The following is an 18,550-nucleotide window of genomic DNA, read 5'->3' on the forward strand; positions in this document are numbered from 1 at the left end:
TGAAAGAAGGAAGAAAAATAACTCAACTTTTTTCAATTACCAATTCCCGATTACCAATTCCCGATTACCAATTCCCAATTACCGATTCCCAATTACCAATTACCGATTACCAAGTACAAATCTACAATAGCAATGAATTCAGTTTGGCAACAGTTAACTCTGGCAAATTTGCCGCTCTCTCAGTGGCAAAGTGGAAGTTATTTATTAAATTTAGCGATCGGCTCTTTGCGCAGTTGGCGCCAGAGTAGCTGGCTGATGCAGTGGGCAGAACCGCTGGGTTTTGTTTTGCTGGCCTTGACTTTCGGTTTGGGGCCATTTGTGAACAATGCCTTGGTGGGAGTGTTGATGGCGGCTGGCGCTGCATTTTGGGTGCTGCTGACTGTTTCCGACGATCGCGCGATCGCCTTGACGCCCATTCACTTGCTGGTTCTGCTGTACTGGGGCATTGCCACCGTCGCAACCGCGATGTCGCCAGTGAAAGCTGCCGCTTTTACGGGTTGGAGCAAGCTAACGCTGTATTTGCTGTTTTTTGCGCTGATGGCTCGGATATTGCGATCGCCCCGTTGGCGATCGTGGTTAATTGCCGTATTTTTGAACGTCGCTCTAGTTGTCAGTTTCTACGGCGTGCGGCAGTGGATTGACAAAGTGCCGCCATTAGCTACTTGGAACGATCCGACTTCTACTCAAGCCGATGTCACGCGAGTTTACAGCTTTTTGGGCAATCCAAACTTGCTGGGTTCCTATTTGCTGCCGGCCATTGCATTGAGCGCTGCCGCACTTTTTGTGTGGAAAGGATGGGGAACAAAATTTTTAGCGCTGACTATGCTGGTGGTGAATTGCGCGTGTTTGCGCTACACAGACAGCCGGGGTGCTTGGATCGGTTTTGTGGCTCTGCTTGTGGTATTTTTAGTGCTGCTTTGGTATTGGTACAGTCCTTTGATGCCTCGGTTCTGGCGAACTTGGGCCCTGCCGTTAGGGTTAGGAGGTTTGGCTGGGGCCTTGATTTTGGGAGTGGCTGTAGTGGAGCCGCTGCGCGATCGAGTTTCGAGTATGTTTATCGGCCGAGGTGACAGCAGCAACAATTTTCGGATTAATGTTTGGACGGCAGTAATTGACATGATTCGCGATCGACCGATTCTCGGAATTGGCCCGGGAAACACTGCTTTTAATAAAGTTTATCCGCTTTATATGAAGCCAAGATTTACTGCTTTGAGCGCTTATTCCGTGCTGCTGGAAATTGCAGTAGAAACCGGTTTTATCGGTTTAATATCTTTCCTTTGGCTGATGACAGTCACCGTCAATCAAGGTTTGTTGCAGATAAAAAATCTGCGGGATTCACAATTTAAGATTTCTAATTTAGAGGAAGAATCCCGAAATCCAAAATCTAAAATCCAAAATCTAAAATCGAGTCAGGGGTTTTGGTTGATTGGGGCGATCGCAACTTTAGCAGGCATGATGGCCCACGGTTTTGTCGATACAGTTTGGTACCGACCGGAAGTTAATATGCTTTGGTGGTTGATGGTGGCGATTATTGCTAGTTTTTACAGCAACTCGCAGCAGCAGCCTGATTCAGTTTTGACGGAGGGCGAGTAGATAGAATTGCTGGCGGGGTTTTCTCCCCGCCCGGTGCGGATTCCAGCAACAGCGGACACAGCAATTATTAATAGTTATACCAGTTCAAAAAAAGAATGCAGCTTTATGCAAGCTGCAAACCATTATAGTCATTAAGTTGTTTCCAATTCTTCAATTATTTAATCTCAAATCTCAAATGCTATCAGGTGCGCACTGCGCACCGTCCATACTACTACATACTACATACCTGTTGCTGTAAAGCGCTCAGGGTACACTCTACAAAATTTATTGAAAATAACTCTTATTCTGCGCTATCCGAAGGCATGACGAATCTTGGGCACGGATACTTTCCACCATCTCTATCTCTGCACCGCCGCCACGTCGATTGATTGAAGTCGAACGGCGTTTCGACTGATTCATTAACTGTAATTTTAACAGTCGAAGGAGTTGGCAGTGCTGTTGAGGCTTGACTTAGCTCCAGTACCGTTATAATTGCCAGTATGGTTGATGAAAACAAAACTGTGCGTTTCATTTATTTGTTTTTTCCTCGTTTAATCGTTGACGTGCCATTCCTATCCATATATCCTCATCGAATTCTTGAGAATCCGCATACTTTAGACAAATTTTCCACTGCGGTAGCGCTTCCTTCGTGTTTTTCATCTTTTCTAGGACTTGCGCTTTTAAGCAGTAAGTTGCTGGTCTTTCAGTATCAAGTTTAATCGCTGCATCCAGATGTTGCAATGCCTCTGAATATCGACCCTGTTCGAGGCGCGCCCATCCCAAGTTTTTGAGTAAAGAATATTTAACTTGATCGTCCTCAGCTAATTTCAAACCTTGCCACAGCAAGTGAACGGCAGCAGCAGAGTTTTTTTGATCGATTATATACAAGCGAGCTAGATTGCTGTAAGCTGCTGGCAGACCGAGTTTTGCAGCTTGCAAATATTTTCCTCGAGCGCACTGTAAATCTTGCACTTCTTCGCAAAGCCATCCCAAATTGTAAAGAGCTGTGCGGCTTTTGGGATCTACAGAAAGTGCTAACTCATAGGCTTGTTGAGTATCAGCCAATCGATTGGCTTTGTAGTTTTCAAAGGCAATATTATTAAAAAATGATGCCAATTCGGGCAACCCAATTTGCCAGCCACCAAAGCCTACTGCTAGCATCACCAAGAAGGCTCCCCACTTCGAGGTGTGATGCTTTTTTGCTGGCTCTTTCATAACATTGAAAATGTTAGCTAATGGTCTCATTTTTAGCATATTTTAACCTGAGAGTTGGGCTATATTTTGTTTGCCAGATTTAATTGCCACCCTAATGGCATCATAATCTTAGGAAAGGACTCAGGCTTGAGCCCATTTCTCATAAGAGTTTGCAAGTCCACAGCCGAATGCTTGGGTAATGCTCCCACTACCTAGATGTATTCGAGCATAGGTTAATCTTTCATGATGCTCCACAAGCTATCCGGATATTTTCAGAAAAAAAGCAGGGGGAAGCAGGAAGAAGGTAGAACTGTTCCCCTTTCCTAAGTAATAATACTTAGGCAGCGGTCTGTCGATCGACAGTATGCGACTGTATTAGGAGATACAGCACGCAGGTTTATGAAGTACAGTAGTGACACGGCAATACTTTGATCCTAGAGGGATTGCTCGATGGGGGTGTATTTCATCAACTTGCAATCTGCTGTAAGATGGACTTCGGTGAAATAACTCTAATTAAGTTGATAGTGACGACGGAAGTCCTCAAAATTCTCAACGGGGATATCGAACAATTTTATGATGAGTAATTAACCGAACTCGATTTAAAATAATCAATCACTAATCAGCAATCACCAATCATTAATCACTAATGACTCCTGACTAATAAACATCTCCAAAAATAAAACTAAAACCTTATAGTAGCAAAGGTTTTAGTTTCTTTTCCGGAGATGTCTAATGAGTAATGACTAATGACTAAAATTGCTTCATGGCTCTTTCCATATCCCGCTTGTCTTCGCGTTTCTTCAAATCTTCGCGCTTGTCGTACAGTTTTTTCCCTTTTCCCAAACCGATATCAAGTTTTACCCAGCCGCCTTTCAAATACATTTTTAACGGCACTAAAGTCAAACCTTTTTCTTCGACTTTGCCGATTAATTTGCGGATTTCCTGCTTGTGCATCAGCAATTTACGGGTGCGGCGAGGCTCGTGATTAAAATAGTTGCTAGCACTTCTCCAGGGCGAAATGTGAACGTTGATCAGCCACAGTTCGCCATTCCGAACTAAGCCATATCCGTCCCGCAAATTAGCTTTTCCTTCCCGAATTGATTTGACTTCGGTTCCCTTCAACTCGATGCCTACCTGATATGTCTCTATAATTTCATATAGATGGCGCGCTTGTCGGTTATCGCTAACAATTTTGTATCCTGGGCTTTTTTCGCTCATTTTTACCTCCGCTAAAATTAATTATTATAACGCTAGCTCCTCTGTAGAGAAAATCGAAACTTGACAAAACTTAAATAATCGGTCTAGGCATTACCAATTTTGCTGAGCTAAGATGTCACCAACGTGAATGTCAAGCGGTATCATGCAGCGCACCAATATTCCCAATTCTGACCTTCCAGATGCTGTCAGTCCCAATTCAGGGGTTAATTTGGTTTGGCTGGCTCCTTTTTTGTTAGCGCTTGCTTGGTTTTGGGCTAATATCTCGGCAGTTAAGTGGCTGTTATCCTCGCTTGTTGAGATACCCACACTGTACAAGATAGTAATTGCTTTTTTGATTGTAGCATTAGTAGTGCGATCGACTGGGAACTCCGTTAGCGCAGCCCTCGAAGAGGATCGCCCGCCGGGATTTTCGCCAAATTTCGTTTTGAGGCGATATCCGCTGCTGTTGATGTTGGGTGCGGGTATTTGCTCGATCGCCCTTCAGTGCATAATTGATATCAAACAAATTACTGTCCTGCTATTTATCCTCGGAACTTACGGGCTGTGCGGCTTATTGGTGGAGCCGAACTTTTGGCGAAAAAACTTGCCAGTTGCGGGCTTGCTGGCTTGTATTTTACCGTTCAACACTCAGTTGAATAACGGATTAGGTTTGCCGGCGCGAGTGCTGACTGCTCAGGTAGTAGAACAATTGCTCTCAATGCTGCACGTTGGGGCTATTTCTTCTTACGATATCATCGTTTTGGAAAACGGCATCGCTCACGTTGACGTGCCTTGCAGCGGCATTAAAACACTCTTAGTGGGTACGCTCTTTTTGCTAACTGCTACCTGGTTAGAATGCCGGCAATTGAGTTTAAAATGGCTGGCAGTATGCGCTGCTAATTTCTTAATGTTAGTGTCTGCTAACGCTTTACGGGTTGCCGTGCTCGTGCTGGTTGCCCAAGTTTTCCAACAGCAAACTTATGCAGAAATTCTGCACGTCCCCCTGGGAATTGTGGGTTTAATCTGCGCTTGCTTCTTAAGTTGGTTGATGCTGCAAAAAGTTCCGAAATTTCAAGAAACAAAAGAAATTGATTTTAACTCGCAACGAGATTTACAAATACTCAAAAATCAACCTCTGGCTAAGCTCGGACTAATTGTGGCGGTGGCGGTTTTGGGTGCAATTTCTCAATTGTATCATGTAGAAAGTGAAAAATTAGCGATCGCCCCCCTGAAATTTCCCGAACAAATTGTATCCGAATCAATCCCGCTGAATGCCAGCGAACAAAAATTCTTTGGCAATTACCCAGGCACCCAAACAGAAAAAAAGAGATTTGTCTCAGGCAACTTGCGCGGTTCCATGCTCACAGTAGCGAGCACATCTTGGCAAACTTATCACGCACCAGAGCTGTGTTTTATAGCCAGCGGGATTCCCGTCAATCGAATAGAAAAAAAACAGCTAACTCCTGCCGTAACTGCGCGCTGGCTCTCTCTCAAAGACAACCAACTATCTGCTGCCTACTGGCTGCAATCGGCGCAGCAAACTACCGATAACTTCTTGTCGCGCATCGGCAGCGACATTACCCATAAAAATCATACTTGGGTGCTAGTTTCTATTCTATTTGATAGTTCTGTAAATCCCGCAAATTCTGAAATACAAAACTTCGCTAATACTGTACACAATGCCGTAAATGATAGCTTAAAAAGAGGCAAAAATGAAAAGATTAAAACTGGTATTTAATATAATTTTTCAGTCAATTTTTTGGCTGTGGAACCTGACATTTTTATCAATCGTTTATCTCGGAATTTTGCCCTATGTAGGAATTCCATTAATTCAAGCCACAATAGATGGAATTATTCCCCTTGAGTTTTTCTTAACCCTAACAGCACTGATAGCAATACCGACAATATCTACCGCAATCGGATTCAGGACTTTTAGGAAGCAACCATTGCAGCTAATGCGATTGTTTTACGGAGTAGAAACGCCCTTATTTTTGCTTTGCTTACTTCGGTTGTTTCTGCTGCGAGAACTCACCCCAGCTAGTTCTCAAATCATCGCTACTCTTGCTTTGTGCATTGCAGCATTTTTAGTGGAAATGCTGTACGGATATCTAGGGAAAATAGAAAATGTTCAAAACATTTCAGATTCCCAAACTTCCCAAAATAAACAGCCTCGTTTTTTAAGCTTAATTGGAGAAAAGCGAAGTGTATGGCTGCAACTAGGCTGCCACAGTTTAATGCTAGTAGTTGGTATTTGGGCGGCAACCTTGCTGATGTTTTACGCTCTACCAGTAGGATTATTTACAGTTGCGGGATTTTTCACTTTAGTCATTGAATTTTTCAAATTTACATGGGTATCACCATTTCTGGAGATGTTTAAATACGGGGCGTGGGCATCGGCTTTAATTTGGATACCGCTATCCTTTATCTTTTTTGGTTTAACCTGTAGCTTGTTTGTTGTCATGCCTTCGCTGTACGGCTTTCTCTACATTCATTCCGGGCGGAAAATATGGCAGAGTTTTGCTGCACAATACGGGAAAAATCAGGCGATAATCGGAAGTTTGGGAGTCATAGCAGCTTGGCTGGCTATTTTCGCCGCTTTGCAGCAGCAGCCGCAAGTTGCTGCACTGAAAATGCTGGCGACTCCGCCCGCCAATGACACGGTTCGCCAAACTTTATTAGCCAAGTCTGATATGATTCGATCGGGCTTAGTCAATGCTTATTTGTCCCCTTACCGCTACCTCAGCACTGTGGGAGAAAACAACCACATTTATGAGATATACAAAAATACTTTGAATTTTCCTGACGCAGCCGCTCAGACAGTGCAGAATAGCTATAATTTTTTAATGTCGCCGTTTTTGTATAAAGGTTCTAGTGCAGATGTTAAAAAAGCTGAAAAACTCTACGGCGAATTCTTCGATACGGAACTTCAAAAAGGCGACACAGAAGCAGTAAAACACGCGGTGCAGTCAACATTTAACCGAGAAGAAGCTAAAGCTGGTTTGCTGAATGTCAATGAGGAAAAAGTATGGTTGCAGTCGCAAGAAGTTACAGTCAAAGAAAACGGCGATTGGGCTGATGTTCAACTCTACGAAGTTTACAAAAATCAAACAACAAACTTGCAAGAAGTATTCTACTACTTTTCCTTGCCGGAAAGCGCCTCAGTGACAGGAATTTGGCTGGGAGATACTGGGGATTTGAAAAAGCGTTTTGCATTTACTGTATCGCCTCGCGGTGCCGCCCAGCAAATTTACAACCAGCAAGTAGTGGAAAGGGTAGATCCGGCTTTGCTAGAACAAATTGGCCCGAAACAATACCGCTTGCGGGCTTTTCCAATTCCGGTTAAACGAGAGTTTTCGGGAACACAAACTGACGCGCCAACGGAGATGAACCTGTGGCTTACTTATAAAGTCATGCGACAGCCGCAGGGTTGGGCTATGCCTGTTTTGGCTGAAAAACGCAACATTTTTTGGAACCAAAATACTCGCCGCACGATCGCCGGAAAAGAGGTCAAATACAGCGGGAAAGAAGCAAGAGAAACTTGGCTGCCACCCTTTTTGCCCGCAGCCGCACAGCAACCGCTAACAGCGCAGCAGGCGATTCTACCGGGAGGAAATATCATTTCTGCTAAGCCGCTGACTGATGCAAATTACTCGCTACCGCAAGGCAAAAAGTTTGCAGTGATTCTCGATACTTCCCGCAGCATGGCGGCGGAAAATAATGAAGTAAAAGATACTTTTGAATGGTTGAAAGCTAATGCAGCAGGCAAAAATGCTGTTGATTTGTATGTCGCCAGCGCTGCGGGAATGCAGCCTAAGTTGGTGGAAGATGTACGCAATTTCGATGCGGCAAAGGTGACGTTTTACGGTACAATCCAGCTCAAAGATATGCTGCAACAATTTGCACAGTTGCGTGGCGATAAAAGTTACGATACTGTATTTGTGGTGAGCGATCGCCACAGTTACGAATTGTCAGACGATCGCAAACCTAAACTTTCCATCTCTGCACCGCTGTGGACAGTGCATTTGGGAGGTTTGCCCCCCGGCTACGACGACGCAACTTTAAAGGCTATTCAAGATAGTGGCGGCGGAGTTGCTACGGATATGAAAGAGGCGATGCAGCGAGTGGCGACGACAGCCGCGTCAGGCAAATCTACAGTTAGCGTTGTTGACGGCTATGTTTGGAGTTATGCCAAAACCTCGCAGTCGAAAAAAACCGCCAAATCGGCGGCAGTTGCAGAGTCAAAAAATGCCGAAAATGAAGGCTTTAAACCGATAGCTGCGCGGCAGTTGATAACTGCACTTAGCAAGCAGAAAAGTTCCAATCAATTGACGCAACTGGATGCGATGCACGCAGTAGCTAAAAATTTCAAAGTGGTGACGCCGTATTCTTCGATGATTGTGTTAGTTAATGACGCGCAAAGGCAGCAGCTAAAAGCAGCGGAAGCTAAGAACGATCGATTTGACAGAGAAGTAGAATCGGGTAAAGAGGAGTTAACTAAGCCGAATAATCCTCTGAATGTTTCGGGGGTTCCTGAACCGGAAGAATGGCTGCTGTTGGTGGTAGGCGCGATCGGGCTTTTGGCGGTTTTCCTCCGCCAGCGGCGCGCGAAAGCGGTAGGTTGAAAGTATTAAAAGTCGCAGATCCCCGGGCCGGACACGGCATTGCCGTGTCCCTACAGACGATCGCGTACAATCTATATTTACCGCTATCTTTCAGAATTTTAACTTACAGCTTCCAGCTTGGTAACGAGTAAATGACTGATGAATCATGACTCATCTATCTCCACAAAAACGCGCTCGCCCTCAATCTTTACCGGATAAGATTCCAGGGAATCGGCGGGTGCATTCAAACATTTACCGCTATCTAACTTGTACTGATACTTATGGAACGGACAGGTAATGATACCGCCGCTTACCTTACCCATGTCGATCGGATATTCTAAATGAGTGCAAGCATTACGGTAACAAGTAACATTCATGCCTTGACGATTCAAAATCAGCGAATTACCCTCAACTTTTACCTTCAAAATATCCCATTCGGGAACTTGATTCAGCCCTGTTATCTCTACCCACATATAATCTTTCTCGGTTTAAATAAATGATTGCAAACTAATGGGCGATCGCCCGAAAGGCATAGTGAACAACGAGCGATCGCGGTCTAATTCTAACGCCAACACCTCTTAAAGTCTGAATAGACTGTACAAGCTGTTGGCGGTAATTCACGCCCGCAAAGAATGTTATATCACCCCTACAGCCGCAGGTAACGCATGAGAATGCTCATAACTTCACCGGGCTTTTGAGCAGGTTGCAGCGGGCTCCACTCGCTGACAGAGGCAAAACCCAAACAGTAAAGGATGTGAATGATGCTCCTCACCGCTTTGGGAGAACCTATCAGCAGGATTTTGACGGGTTCTCGATCGGGTGGCGGAGGCTCTGCTACAGGTACTGTCGCTGTAGCAGTATCGGTTGCTGGGGGATTGGCAAGGAAGTTTTTCGGCATCAGCGTTTTGTGTTTTTGCGGTTGATGTTACCTATAGGCAACAAAATCATTCTATCCTGAATGTTACCTATAGGCAACATTTACGAAACGATCGGCCTCTGAGACAATCTGAGGCATGGGAAAAGCAGGCAAAGCACTCAAGCAAGTGCTGGAAACTTACGACATCAGCCAAAATCGCTTGGCTGTGACAATGGGGGTAGGACGTTCCAACATTCACCGGTGGGTCAATGAAAGTAGAGATCCTGTAGCAGAGGCAGTGTTGGACATTCGGAAAGCACTATCGCAAATTAATCCGCAGGCATCAGCAGATTTCATTCGTTTGTATTTAGATGATTTGGAGGAAAAACTCGAAGAGTAATAATATGGGCGATCGGGCGATTGTCTCCCGTGCCAGTTATGCTTGAGAGCAATGCTTGAATAATTTTAAGAATATGGTTAATGTCTTTATTCTTCAGCACGTTCATGAATTCGGAGACGACCGCGAAGACGTAAAAATTATCGGTATTTATTCGACTAAAACATTAGCCGAAGCTGCTAAGGCAAGAATGCTCTCCCAACCCGGTTTTATTGATGCTCCAGAAGGCTTTGATATAAGCTGTTATCCCTTGGATAAAGACCACTGGATCGACGGATATGTCACTGTTTATTATTCTGATTCTTAACCTTTACCCTACGGATGAATCTGACTCAAAATCACCCGCAACCTGTCGTAATCATCCTTCAGCAAAACACTCAAACTCCTCCCCGCTTCCACCAACCAAGATCGATCGCGCATCCGCAACTGATAAATCTCACGAATCGCCGCCGCCGTCAGCGCATCCACCGGCGCATTAGTCACCCCCAGCAGCGTCCTCAAAAAATCCAACTGCACCGTAAAATCAATCACCTCATCCGGTTCGCAGCGATAAACCGCCTGGTGAATTTGCGGCGGGCGCGGCGGCAAATACTGATAAATTTTACCCCTCGATGGGCCGTGACCGTTCAACCTTTCCGGCGCAGCCTCAAACCCGACAATCGCCACTCGAAACTCGGTTTTTAGCATCGCAAAAATCTGCGGTTGTTCCTCCCGCAACTCTTCCAGCGACAAACCCAAAGCGCGAGCTCTGTGCACCGAGTCGATCGGGCTAGTCGTAGCGTAATAAACCACGCCGTAGATTTGATTTTTCGACTCTTCATCCTCGGCCTTCACCCAACTCCCAAAAGGCGGCATCACGGGAAAGCTTAAGTCTTCCGGTTCCAAACATTGAGCCAAAAACTCAGAAGTTGCCGTCTCGATCACCTCAGCAATGCGATCGGGATGGCGCTCTTTTGTAGCAAATTGGGGTAAAGGTAAACGCATATTAGTCAGTTGGCAGTTGGTTGTTGGTTATTGGCAGTTGGCAGTTGGTTATTGGCAGTTGGCAGTTGGTTATTATTTGTAAGTGGGTACTAATAAACAATAACTAATAACTAATTACAACTGACAACTGTCAACTGTCAACTGTCAACAACCAACTGACTATTTCGCGCGACCAGCCGTAGCATCGACAAGTTCCAACTGCGATAGGCGGAACGTAATCAGCTTGTCCCAATTCCCGCCTTCAAACAGTACCGCAACTTTCCCGTCGCTAACTCGCTGGACTTGTCCTTGAAAGGTGTAGTAAATCTCACCCTTATCTTTAACTCGAACTGCCGAACCTGGAAAAATCATAATTCTTGGAATGTTAAGTTGGCTCTTTATAGCTTACCGTTTCTCGTTTCTAGTTCCCAAGCAGAGCCTGAGAACTAGGCAAATCTTCGTCAACAGGAAGACGCGAGGCAAAGCCCTGAAACGAGAGTTTGTTAGGCTAAGGCTGCTACGGAAACTTTACCGGCAATGCGACCCGCGATCGCCCGCAACTCCCTAGCTGAAGCAGAACCCGGTTGCCCCACCACGATCGGCACCCCAGAATCGCCACCTTCCCGCAACGGAATTTCCAGCGGAATGCGGCCTAACAGCGGCACTCCCAACTCAGCAGCAGTCTTTTCCCCGCCGCCGGAACCGAAAATATCGTATTGCTTGTCGGGCATATCCGGCGGCACAAAATAGCTCATGTTTTCCACAATTCCCAACACCGACACACCCAACTGCTGGAACATCTTTAAACCCTTGCGGGAGTCCAACAAAGCCACTGTCTGCGGCGTCGTCACGATCACAACACCAGCCATCGGCACCGCTTGCGCCATTGTCAACTGCGCGTCTCCAGTACCGGGAGGCATATCGACAATCAAATAGTCTAAATCGCCCCAATTCACCTGATAGAGGAACTGCCGAATGATCCCGTTCAACATCGGGCCGCGCCAAATCACGGGCTGGTCTTTGTCAATTAAAAACGCCATCGACACCAATTTGACGCCGTAGTTGAAAGCGGGTTCCAAGCTTTCCCCGCTTTTTCCGTCCCTAACCATCACTTTTGCGTCCCCCAAACCCAACATATTGGGGTCGTTGGGCCCATAGATATCCGCATCCAGCAAACCCACCCTAGCACCTGTTTGTGCCAGTGCTACTGCCACATTTACCGCCACCGTGCTTTTGCCGACGCCGCCTTTGCCGCTGGAAATTGCGATAATATTTTTCACTCCTTCAATGCCTTGGCGATCGACCACTCCCTTTTGCTGCGGCGTCTCGGCTGTCACCTCCACCGCCACTTTTTCGACTCCTGGCAACTGTTTGACCGCTTTTTGGCAATCTTCGACAATAAATTCTCGCAGCGGGCAAGCAGGCGTTGTCAGCACTAAAGTAAAGCTGACGACACCGCCGTCAATTTTGATGTTACGAATCATGTTCAATTCCACCAAACTCTTTTGAAGTTCGGGGTCTTGCACGGGTCGCAGGATTTCTAAGACTGAACTAACATCGAGTGTATTGGGCATTGTGTTCTCCACCATAGCTCTGCAATTGGGTTAGCGAATTTTCGATCGCAGGTTTAAGTATATTTTTATTGCTATTTTTTAATGTAACTTCATAGCGATCATTTGCAGACCTGCGGTGGCATAATTACATGACGACAGGATTTGGGACTCACGGTCAATCTCAAACTCAAATGCGATCGGCAAGAATTTCTACGACCGAAAGCAATTTTGTCACAATAGGCGAATTGAGCCGTGGTCGCAAATCTAAAATCTAAAATCTAAAATCTAAAATCTAAAATCGGATGACAGTTTCTACCACACTTAAAACCGCCACTTCCCCGTTTTTGCCGCCCGCTGACTCTAGAGCTAGAGTCAGCCAATTTATGAAAAGCCTACAAGACGAAATTTGTCAATCCCTCGAACAGGTCGATGGCGTTGGCAAATTTAAGGAGGACTCTTGGGAACGCTCTGAAGGCGGCGGCGGACGTTCTCGCGTCATGCGGGAAGGCAATGTTTTTGAACAGGGGGGAGTCAATTTTTCCCAAGTCTGGGGCGAAAGTTTGCCGGCTTTGATTCTGGCAAAGCACCCAGAAGCTGCCGGTCACGATTTCTATGCAACTGGCACTTCGATGGTGCTGCACCCCCGCAATCCCTACTTGCCTACGGTTCACCTGAATTACCGCTATTTTGAGGCTGGGCCGATTTGGTGGTTTGGCGGCGGTGTCGATTTGACTCCTTATTACCCGTTGGCTGAGGATGCAGCTCATTTTCACAAAACATTGAAAGCAGCTTGCGATCGCCACCATCCCGGATATTATCCGACCTTTAAACTCTGGTGCGACGAATATTTCTACCTCCCCCACCGCCAAGAAACCCGCGGCGTGGGCGGCCTGTTTTTTGACTACCAAAGCGCTCAAGGCGCGCTTTACCGCGACCATAATGTCAAAGGGAAGGCTGCTGAGTGCAGCAACAACATAGGGGTGCCGGAACCTAGGAGTTGGGAGTCGCTGTTCGCTTTTGTACAGGACTGCGGCCGGGCATTTTTGCCGGCTTACACCCCCATAATTGAAAAGCACCGATCGAAAGAATACGGCGATCGCGAGCGTAATTTCCAACTTTACCGCCGCGGCCGTTACGTTGAATTTAACTTAGTGTACGATCGAGGCACGACCTTTGGCTTGCAAACCAACGGACGCACCGAATCGATTCTGATGTCCCTGCCGCCTTTGGTACGCTGGGAATACTGCTATGAGCCAGAACCCAACTCTCCAGAAGCCGAACTCTACTCCAAGTTCTTAAAACCGCAAGATTGGGCGAATTGGATACCTCAGCAGTCACCGACCTGAGTTAAACTACTGGGACAGTAACCACCGCGATAGATAATAAATTTGAGGGAAGGGTCAGTGATTCATATTGATCAAAAAACCCACACGCTTCAAGACGGTACAACAGTTATCGTCTTAGCACCGACAGGACGGTTGGACATCACTACAGCTTGGCAATTCCGCCTCAAGTTGCAAGAGTGTATTTCCAAACTCAGCCGCCATGTCGTAGTGAATCTTGGTCAGGTTAACTTTATCGATAGTTCTGGCCTGACCTCACTTGTAGCAGGTATGCGGGATGCGGATAAAGTTAAGGGAAGTTTCCGCATTTGCAATGTTCATCCAGAAGCCAAACTGGTGTTTGAAGTCACCATGATGGATTCTGTGTTTGAAATCTTTGAAACGGAAGAAGAAGCTCTAGAGGGGGTGCCGCGCGCAAGTTGAGCACTCCTGCTGGCATCGGTTGCAGTGTCGCGGGTAATTTAAGCTTGAGACTCAGAAGCGCGCAGAAACCCAGCAGAAGAACAGGAAGCAGGTAAATTTTTGCCTGCTTCCTTCTGCCTTATTCCTTTCTTGAAAGGTTGAAACATTCACCAAAACACTAAAGTAGAAGAATATGTCAAGGTAAAGTCTTGCCTTCTCTCCTAGATAACTAAATCTTTCTTCCTTCTTTCTTGTTGCTTTGTGGTTCAACCCAATATATCAGCAGCAAAATCCTGACACTTGACAAATCTAAAAGGGCCCATTAAGGCTCCCCAGATAGCCTTGCCTGTCGTGGGGCTGATTCCTTTGTCGTAGCTGAGAAATTCCTCGCCTGCAGCTTCAAACCCCAAGTCTACTTGGTACTTTTGCCCCCCGTAGGCAAAGCCGCAGCGAGTACCCTCCGGCAAAGATGCCCGAAACCGATAGCCGTTTGAGGCTAAATTTTGCACCGCAACCGAGAGGGTGCAGCCGGGGAGGAGTTGGATTTGCTCCTTCGTTAGCTTTCCAAGCAAGTCGGGGTTGCAACCGGCTCCTTTGACGGCTTCAATGTCGTGGAACATATAATACTGAGCTTCTATAAGTCCCGGCGCTACCTGTGAGTGCCTCAGTTGCACGATGCGGGGGCGGTATGGCTTGTCTAATTCCAGAATGTTGGCTTGTTCGGCAAACAGAGTAATGCTGGGTTCGGAAAAAAGAGGAACGGGTACGGGTCTTTGCCACAAACGAAGGTGGACGTACCAAGCCGGGTCTGCTAGCGCTTGTTCCCGGTTGTCAAATTCGCCCGCCATGTACTGGGCTAAAGCTCTTAATTCAGGAGAAATTGTCATGTTTGTTTGATTTTTCAGGTTCATGGCTTGACAGAAAAAACTTATTGTGATATAGGTTGCGAAACCTGGGCTGGGCAAGTCAGAAGATTAGATTTATGAGCGATCCCAGAAGAGCTATGATTGTAAAGATACTGGGGTTTGGCTCTCGTAGTGCGACAGATTAATTGTTGCTGCCGATCGGGCGTAAAATCTTTTTGATAAAATTTTGTCTCGCAAGGAGGCGGCAACGCTTAAAAAACTGGCAATTTTTGTCAGCCAGATCGCACAAAGACTCCCCCGACTTTACTCACGCCGCGCTGGCACGCCCGCTACGGCAAAATTATTTATCTATAAGACTCAGGTGAACAATAACCGTACTGTTTCAGATACTAAGCGAAGTTTCTATACGATTCACACTCGACCGATCAACTCAATTTACCGTCGAGTGGTGGAAGAGTTGATGGTAGAAATGCACTTGCTTTCGGCAAATGCCGATTTTCAATACGACCCGATTTATGCTTTGGGTGTGGTGACAGCTTTCGATCGATTCATGCTCGGGTACGCCCCAGAAGCAGACAGAGTTTCGATTTTTAACGCTTTGTGCAAGTCCCTAGAAGACGATCCCGATCGCTACAAACAAGACGCTCAGAGATTGGAAAGCTTGGCGGAGCGACTTTCCGGGCAAGAGTTGCTCTCGTGGCTAGATCGCTCGACCAGCTTTGAAGATACAGCGGATTTGCAAGCATCTTTAGGGGCGATCGCCAGCAACCCTCAATTTAAGTACAGCCGCTTGTTCGCGATCGGTTTGTTCTCGCTGTTAGAAAAAGCTGACCCTAACTTAGTAAAAGATCAAGAAACGCGAAACGGCGCGATCGCCAAAGTCTGTGCGGCATTGCACCTCCCAGAAGACAAAGTTAGCAAAGATTTAGATTTGTACCGCAGCAATTTGGAAAAAATGGCCCAAGCGCGAATAGTGCTTCAAGATGTCATCCAAGCGGAACGAAAAAAACGCGAAAAACGAGAGACAAAAGTTACCGTCGGCCCCTTGGGTGACTCTTCTGACAGCAACAATTAATTGTTTGAAAGAAGAAGGAAGTTCGGCAACGGATTTTATAACGGATGTAACGGATGTCAGGAACAAGGAAGAAGGAAGAGGGAGTTTTTTATTTTTTACATCAAATAAAAACTCTTAAATTTTAATTTTTTTCTTGAATTCTGGCTTCGGTCTTGTGCCTTGAGATGTTGGTTGCTCAGAAACTAGAAATCCCGCTTTCTGAATTGAGCGGGATCGACTTAACTAAAATAGAGCTTTTGGGGTGGTACTAAGGCTGCGGCTCAAAATTAGTGGCGTTAGCTTGCAGCCAAGTGCTTAGCTGTGAAAGAACTTCGTTTCCCGAAGACTTGCCCAAAGCTGTGGGGTTTGGGGTGTCGGGCCTGTCTAAGTTGCGGGCGATCGCTGCGTTGACTTCTTTGGAAATCAAATCGTGAAGTTGCTCTTTAGCCCTAGCCCTTTGAAAGTGAGCTCCCTCTTCCGTCGTAGCGTACAGAGGCGGCAGCCTATTTAAAGCATAAGCTGCAATATCTCCCACATCCAGACTCAGGTCGCTCGTTGCCTCAATTTCGGCCACCCTAGCGATCGCATCGCTGAGCACCAACTCTTCCATCACGTTGATGAACTGTTTGCGTGGCAGAACCACAACTTCGCCAGTCAACAAAGAGCCCATCAGACGATCGAGAGCCATGTACTCTTCGATGGACAATTCCGAAGCCGTATTGCAGATCCGTCCGACCTCAGCTTCCATAGAGGGCGTTAAATAGCCATCCTGCAAAGCTTGTTCAACAATTTTTTCAATACTCATATATGCGTCCCCGCTCAACGGCATCATCAATAAAGTTTTGTGAAGACGCGATTGTTAGCGTCTTGAGATTCGAGTTTTGAGAGTTGAGTTGAGAATTTTTATACAAATCCTAACTCAATACTGATAACCCATAACAGTTATCTGCACACCCTAGCCACAAACTTACCCCATAATTGACGGCTTTATTCGTCCAAACCCGTAAAAATTCCTACTCAATTCCCTGAAGCCGCCAAGGTACGGGATCGACGGACTGCCCGTGCACGTAAAGTCCCCAATGCAGGTGAGGGCCTGTGGAAGCCCCCGTTGACCCCAGAGCACCAATTACTTGACCGGCTTTCACGACATCGCCTTCCTTGACATCAATCCGGCTGAGGTGCATCAAAATACTTGCTACCCCCTGACCGTGGTCGAGACCAACGACATTCCCGTGGATTTTGAACCCTTGAGATTCGCGTCCCACTAGAGACACCCGACCTGCTGCTGGTGCGACTACAGGCGAACCGTAAGCACCTGCGTAATCGACGCCGCGGTGGTAGTAGTCCTGAGCAAATACCCCATTATAGTATCGGCGAACTCCGTAAATAGTAGTAATTTCGCCGGAGTTGGGGCGCAACAATTTGCCGTCCCAAAATTTTTCGGGTGTCACGAGTGCTTTAAATGCGTCTACGCGATCGAACTCCGCATCTGTACCTTCCTCATCTTTCCCAGGCGGTAGCCAGATGGATTGAGTGGGAAAATCTCGATCGCGCACTTGCACGCTTAACTTCTGCACTTGTCCGTCACCTGCGACTTGAACAAGGCGGGCACCGGGTTTCTCAGCAGGCGTCGTCGGCAGCAGGGCCCGAAAGCGTCCGTTGCCAATGGGAAATGCGGGGTAGTTTTTTTGCTGTAGAGACACTTTGGGAGTTTCCCCGCCGTTACCGTCAACCTGAATCATGACTGACAGGGTATCTCCAAGTTCGGGATTTGCCGGTGTTACAACTACCTGCAAAGCTTGCACTGGCAGGGCAAAACTCAGTAAGCCAGCAACAATTCCCCCGATCGAACTGGCGGTTAGCTTGTGTGCTTTCAACTGCCGCCACCGCAAAATCCTACCCGTAACTATTTCCCCACTTAGCCCGCCGTTGCCTCCACTCACACTCATTATCATCACTAGGTGTCCTTAACCTTTCTCTCGCTGAGATATTTTTAACAATCTAGACTCACTATAGCAACCCTCAATCAGTCGAAAGAAACAGCCGCAGCTAAAAAGCTTGGGAAACTCAAAGATTTGGAGATGAGAGACTAACTTAAATTAATACTTAACTTGAGGTGATAACAATAATAAAAATTCTTGTAATGCGGGGAGGAAAGCCCGCTTGAGCCAGACGCTCACACTACCGTTTCCACCACCACAAATCCAGAACAGCCGAAGTTTGAACAGAAACACTCTTCATCTATAACCGGATGGGATTATATTTGATCGGCCCTAACTACTGTGGTATAACTTTTAACAATTAATATTAGTTATATCACGGCGATGCGACATAATTATTGTTAACTCATCTGCTGTTAAATCAATACTTCCTTGGCAGTTTATTTTCCGATGACATTCCTCAAACTCTTTAGTTATTGTAGCCTGTTTTTGGCAAAATACTATTGATTCTCAATTTAAATATCTCCTCTCAAATCAATAGTTCGGACAGTTTTTAAGCAGCCAGAGTACCATAAGACAAGACTGAAGGAAGGTTAGGGTGATTTAAAATCA

19 protein-coding genes are annotated in these 18,550 nt (G+C 46.3%); 8 read left to right on the forward strand and 11 right to left on the reverse strand.

The window, feature by feature from the left end:
- Positions 1–132: 132 nt before the first annotated feature.
- On the forward strand, positions 133–1,593 hold the full coding sequence (locus QUA13_RS04105; protein WP_333196839.1) for an IctB family putative bicarbonate transporter: 1,461 nt from the start codon (positions 133–135) through the stop codon (positions 1,591–1,593).
- Between the two features lie 280 nt (positions 1,594–1,873).
- Here QUA13_RS04105 and QUA13_RS04110 read toward each other — a convergent pair whose 3' ends face one another.
- From QUA13_RS04110 to smpB, 3 genes are all read right to left on the reverse strand, one after another.
- Positions 1,874–2,104, reverse strand: coding sequence for an Osc7112_2153 family protein (locus QUA13_RS04110; protein ID WP_246276700.1), 231 nt, complete (start codon positions 2,102–2,104; stop codon positions 1,874–1,876).
- Positions 2,101–2,787 carry a tetratricopeptide repeat protein gene (locus QUA13_RS04115; protein ID WP_246276699.1) on the reverse strand — a complete coding sequence of 229 codons (687 nt, stop codon included), beginning with the start codon at positions 2,785–2,787 and terminating at the stop codon, positions 2,101–2,103. The genes QUA13_RS04110 and QUA13_RS04115 overlap by 4 nt, the downstream gene beginning before the upstream one ends.
- 729 nt (positions 2,788–3,516) lie before the next feature.
- Positions 3,517–3,984, reverse strand: coding sequence for an SsrA-binding protein SmpB (gene smpB / locus QUA13_RS04120; protein ID WP_006631384.1), 468 nt, complete (start codon positions 3,982–3,984; stop codon positions 3,517–3,519).
- Between the two features lie 127 nt (positions 3,985–4,111).
- On the opposite strand from smpB, the gene xrtO reads away from it, so the two are divergent.
- Together xrtO and QUA13_RS04130 are read left to right on the forward strand one after the other, a co-directional pair.
- Positions 4,112–5,701: an exosortase O gene (gene xrtO, locus QUA13_RS04125; protein ID WP_333196841.1), complete on the forward strand. Its 1,590-nt coding sequence runs from the start codon at positions 4,112–4,114 to the stop codon at positions 5,699–5,701.
- A complete protein-coding gene (locus tag QUA13_RS04130; RefSeq protein ID WP_333196843.1) occupies positions 5,676–8,585 on the forward strand; it encodes a TIGR02921 family PEP-CTERM protein in 2,910 nt (969 codons plus the stop codon). Before xrtO ends, QUA13_RS04130 begins: the two co-directional genes overlap by 26 nt.
- A 143-nt stretch (positions 8,586–8,728) precedes the next feature.
- Here QUA13_RS04130 and QUA13_RS04135 read toward each other — a convergent pair whose 3' ends face one another.
- Together QUA13_RS04135 and QUA13_RS04140 are read right to left on the reverse strand one after the other, a co-directional pair.
- Positions 8,729–9,037: a Rieske (2Fe-2S) protein gene (locus QUA13_RS04135; RefSeq protein ID WP_333196845.1), complete on the reverse strand. Its 309-nt coding sequence runs from the start codon at positions 9,035–9,037 to the stop codon at positions 8,729–8,731.
- Between the two features lie 173 nt (positions 9,038–9,210).
- A complete protein-coding gene (locus tag QUA13_RS04140) occupies positions 9,211–9,462 on the reverse strand; it encodes a peptide ABC transporter substrate-binding protein (protein WP_333196846.1) in 252 nt (83 codons plus the stop codon).
- Between the two features lie 115 nt (positions 9,463–9,577).
- On the opposite strand from QUA13_RS04140, the gene QUA13_RS04145 reads away from it, so the two are divergent.
- Both QUA13_RS04145 and QUA13_RS04150 read left to right on the forward strand, forming a co-directional pair.
- The gene (locus QUA13_RS04145; RefSeq protein ID WP_333196847.1) at positions 9,578–9,820 is read left to right on the forward strand and encodes a helix-turn-helix transcriptional regulator; all 243 of its coding nucleotides are present in this window, start codon (positions 9,578–9,580) and stop codon (positions 9,818–9,820) included.
- 73 nt (positions 9,821–9,893) lie between these two features.
- Positions 9,894–10,124 carry a DUF7336 domain-containing protein gene (locus QUA13_RS04150; protein ID WP_333196849.1) on the forward strand — a complete coding sequence of 77 codons (231 nt, stop codon included), beginning with the start codon at positions 9,894–9,896 and terminating at the stop codon, positions 10,122–10,124.
- A gap of 8 nt (positions 10,125–10,132) precedes the next feature.
- On the opposite strand, the gene QUA13_RS04155 is transcribed toward QUA13_RS04150, so the two are convergent.
- The 3 genes from QUA13_RS04155 to QUA13_RS04165 form a co-directional block, all read right to left on the reverse strand.
- On the reverse strand, positions 10,133–10,801 hold the full coding sequence (locus tag QUA13_RS04155) for an HAS-barrel domain-containing protein (protein WP_333196850.1): 669 nt from the start codon (positions 10,799–10,801) through the stop codon (positions 10,133–10,135).
- 159 nt (positions 10,802–10,960) lie between these two features.
- Positions 10,961–11,152, reverse strand: coding sequence for an NAD(P)H dehydrogenase subunit NdhS (locus tag QUA13_RS04160; RefSeq protein WP_172186737.1), 192 nt, complete (start codon positions 11,150–11,152; stop codon positions 10,961–10,963).
- A 131-nt stretch (positions 11,153–11,283) separates the two neighbouring features.
- Positions 11,284–12,354, reverse strand: a complete 1,071-nt coding sequence (locus QUA13_RS04165; protein ID WP_172186736.1) for an Mrp/NBP35 family ATP-binding protein — start codon at positions 12,352–12,354, stop codon at positions 11,284–11,286.
- Between the two features lie 281 nt (positions 12,355–12,635).
- On the opposite strand from QUA13_RS04165, the gene hemF reads away from it, so the two are divergent.
- Together hemF and QUA13_RS04175 are read left to right on the forward strand one after the other, a co-directional pair.
- Positions 12,636–13,679 (forward strand): oxygen-dependent coproporphyrinogen oxidase, encoded by a 1,044-nt coding sequence (hemF, locus tag QUA13_RS04170; protein WP_333196853.1) that lies wholly within the window; start codon positions 12,636–12,638, stop codon positions 13,677–13,679.
- A 57-nt stretch (positions 13,680–13,736) separates the two neighbouring features.
- Positions 13,737–14,099 carry an STAS domain-containing protein gene (locus QUA13_RS04175; RefSeq protein ID WP_006631392.1) on the forward strand — a complete coding sequence of 121 codons (363 nt, stop codon included), beginning with the start codon at positions 13,737–13,739 and terminating at the stop codon, positions 14,097–14,099.
- 245 nt (positions 14,100–14,344) lie between these two features.
- Here QUA13_RS04175 and QUA13_RS04180 read toward each other — a convergent pair whose 3' ends face one another.
- Positions 14,345–14,965, reverse strand: coding sequence for a chromophore lyase CpcT/CpeT (locus tag QUA13_RS04180; RefSeq protein ID WP_333196855.1), 621 nt, complete (start codon positions 14,963–14,965; stop codon positions 14,345–14,347).
- A gap of 340 nt (positions 14,966–15,305) precedes the next feature.
- Between QUA13_RS04180 and psb29 the strand changes: the two genes are divergently transcribed.
- A complete protein-coding gene (psb29, locus tag QUA13_RS04185; RefSeq protein ID WP_333196861.1) occupies positions 15,306–16,019 on the forward strand; it encodes a photosystem II biogenesis protein Psp29 in 714 nt (237 codons plus the stop codon).
- Positions 16,020–16,266: 247 nt separating this feature from the next.
- Here psb29 and QUA13_RS04190 read toward each other — a convergent pair whose 3' ends face one another.
- Both QUA13_RS04190 and QUA13_RS04195 read right to left on the reverse strand, forming a co-directional pair.
- Positions 16,267–16,803: a late competence development ComFB family protein gene (locus tag QUA13_RS04190; RefSeq protein WP_006631395.1), complete on the reverse strand. Its 537-nt coding sequence runs from the start codon at positions 16,801–16,803 to the stop codon at positions 16,267–16,269.
- Positions 16,804–17,011: 208 nt separating this feature from the next.
- On the reverse strand, positions 17,012–17,953 hold the full coding sequence (locus tag QUA13_RS04195; RefSeq protein ID WP_333196862.1) for a M23 family metallopeptidase: 942 nt from the start codon (positions 17,951–17,953) through the stop codon (positions 17,012–17,014).
- Positions 17,954–18,550 lie beyond the last annotated feature (597 nt).

Source organism: Microcoleus sp. S28C3, from assembly GCF_036700785.1.
Taxonomy (GTDB): domain Bacteria; phylum Cyanobacteriota; class Cyanobacteriia; order Cyanobacteriales; family Microcoleaceae; genus Microcoleus; species Microcoleus asticus.

Bases quoted from the DNA above. Each gene is read 5' to 3' on its own strand.
- xrtO (WP_333196841.1), top strand. From the start codon at position 4,112: ATGTCAAGCGGTATCATGCAGCGCACCAATATTCCCAATTCTGACCTT.
- QUA13_RS04180 (WP_333196855.1), bottom strand. From the start codon at position 14,965: ATGACAATTTCTCCTGAATTAAGAGCTTTAGCCCAGTACATGGCGGGC.
- QUA13_RS04110 (WP_246276700.1), bottom strand. From the start codon at position 2,104: ATGAAACGCACAGTTTTGTTTTCATCAACCATACTGGCAATTATAACG.
- QUA13_RS04130 (WP_333196843.1), top strand. From the start codon at position 5,676: ATGAAAAGATTAAAACTGGTATTTAATATAATTTTTCAGTCAATTTTT.
- QUA13_RS04150 (WP_333196849.1), top strand. From the start codon at position 9,894: ATGGTTAATGTCTTTATTCTTCAGCACGTTCATGAATTCGGAGACGAC.
- QUA13_RS04155 (WP_333196850.1), bottom strand. From the start codon at position 10,801: ATGCGTTTACCTTTACCCCAATTTGCTACAAAAGAGCGCCATCCCGAT.
- QUA13_RS04145 (WP_333196847.1), top strand. From the start codon at position 9,578: ATGGGAAAAGCAGGCAAAGCACTCAAGCAAGTGCTGGAAACTTACGAC.
- QUA13_RS04195 (WP_333196862.1), bottom strand. From the start codon at position 17,953: ATGATAATGAGTGTGAGTGGAGGCAACGGCGGGCTAAGTGGGGAAATA.
- QUA13_RS04140 (WP_333196846.1), bottom strand. From the start codon at position 9,462: ATGCCGAAAAACTTCCTTGCCAATCCCCCAGCAACCGATACTGCTACA.
- QUA13_RS04190 (WP_006631395.1), bottom strand. From the start codon at position 16,803: ATGAGTATTGAAAAAATTGTTGAACAAGCTTTGCAGGATGGCTATTTA.
- hemF (WP_333196853.1), top strand. From the start codon at position 12,636: ATGACAGTTTCTACCACACTTAAAACCGCCACTTCCCCGTTTTTGCCG.
- QUA13_RS04105 (WP_333196839.1), top strand. From the start codon at position 133: ATGAATTCAGTTTGGCAACAGTTAACTCTGGCAAATTTGCCGCTCTCT.
- QUA13_RS04165 (WP_172186736.1), bottom strand. From the start codon at position 12,354: ATGCCCAATACACTCGATGTTAGTTCAGTCTTAGAAATCCTGCGACCC.
- smpB (WP_006631384.1), bottom strand. From the start codon at position 3,984: ATGAGCGAAAAAAGCCCAGGATACAAAATTGTTAGCGATAACCGACAA.
- QUA13_RS04115 (WP_246276699.1), bottom strand. From the start codon at position 2,787: ATGAAAGAGCCAGCAAAAAAGCATCACACCTCGAAGTGGGGAGCCTTC.
- QUA13_RS04160 (WP_172186737.1), bottom strand. From the start codon at position 11,152: ATGATTTTTCCAGGTTCGGCAGTTCGAGTTAAAGATAAGGGTGAGATT.
- QUA13_RS04135 (WP_333196845.1), bottom strand. From the start codon at position 9,037: ATGTGGGTAGAGATAACAGGGCTGAATCAAGTTCCCGAATGGGATATT.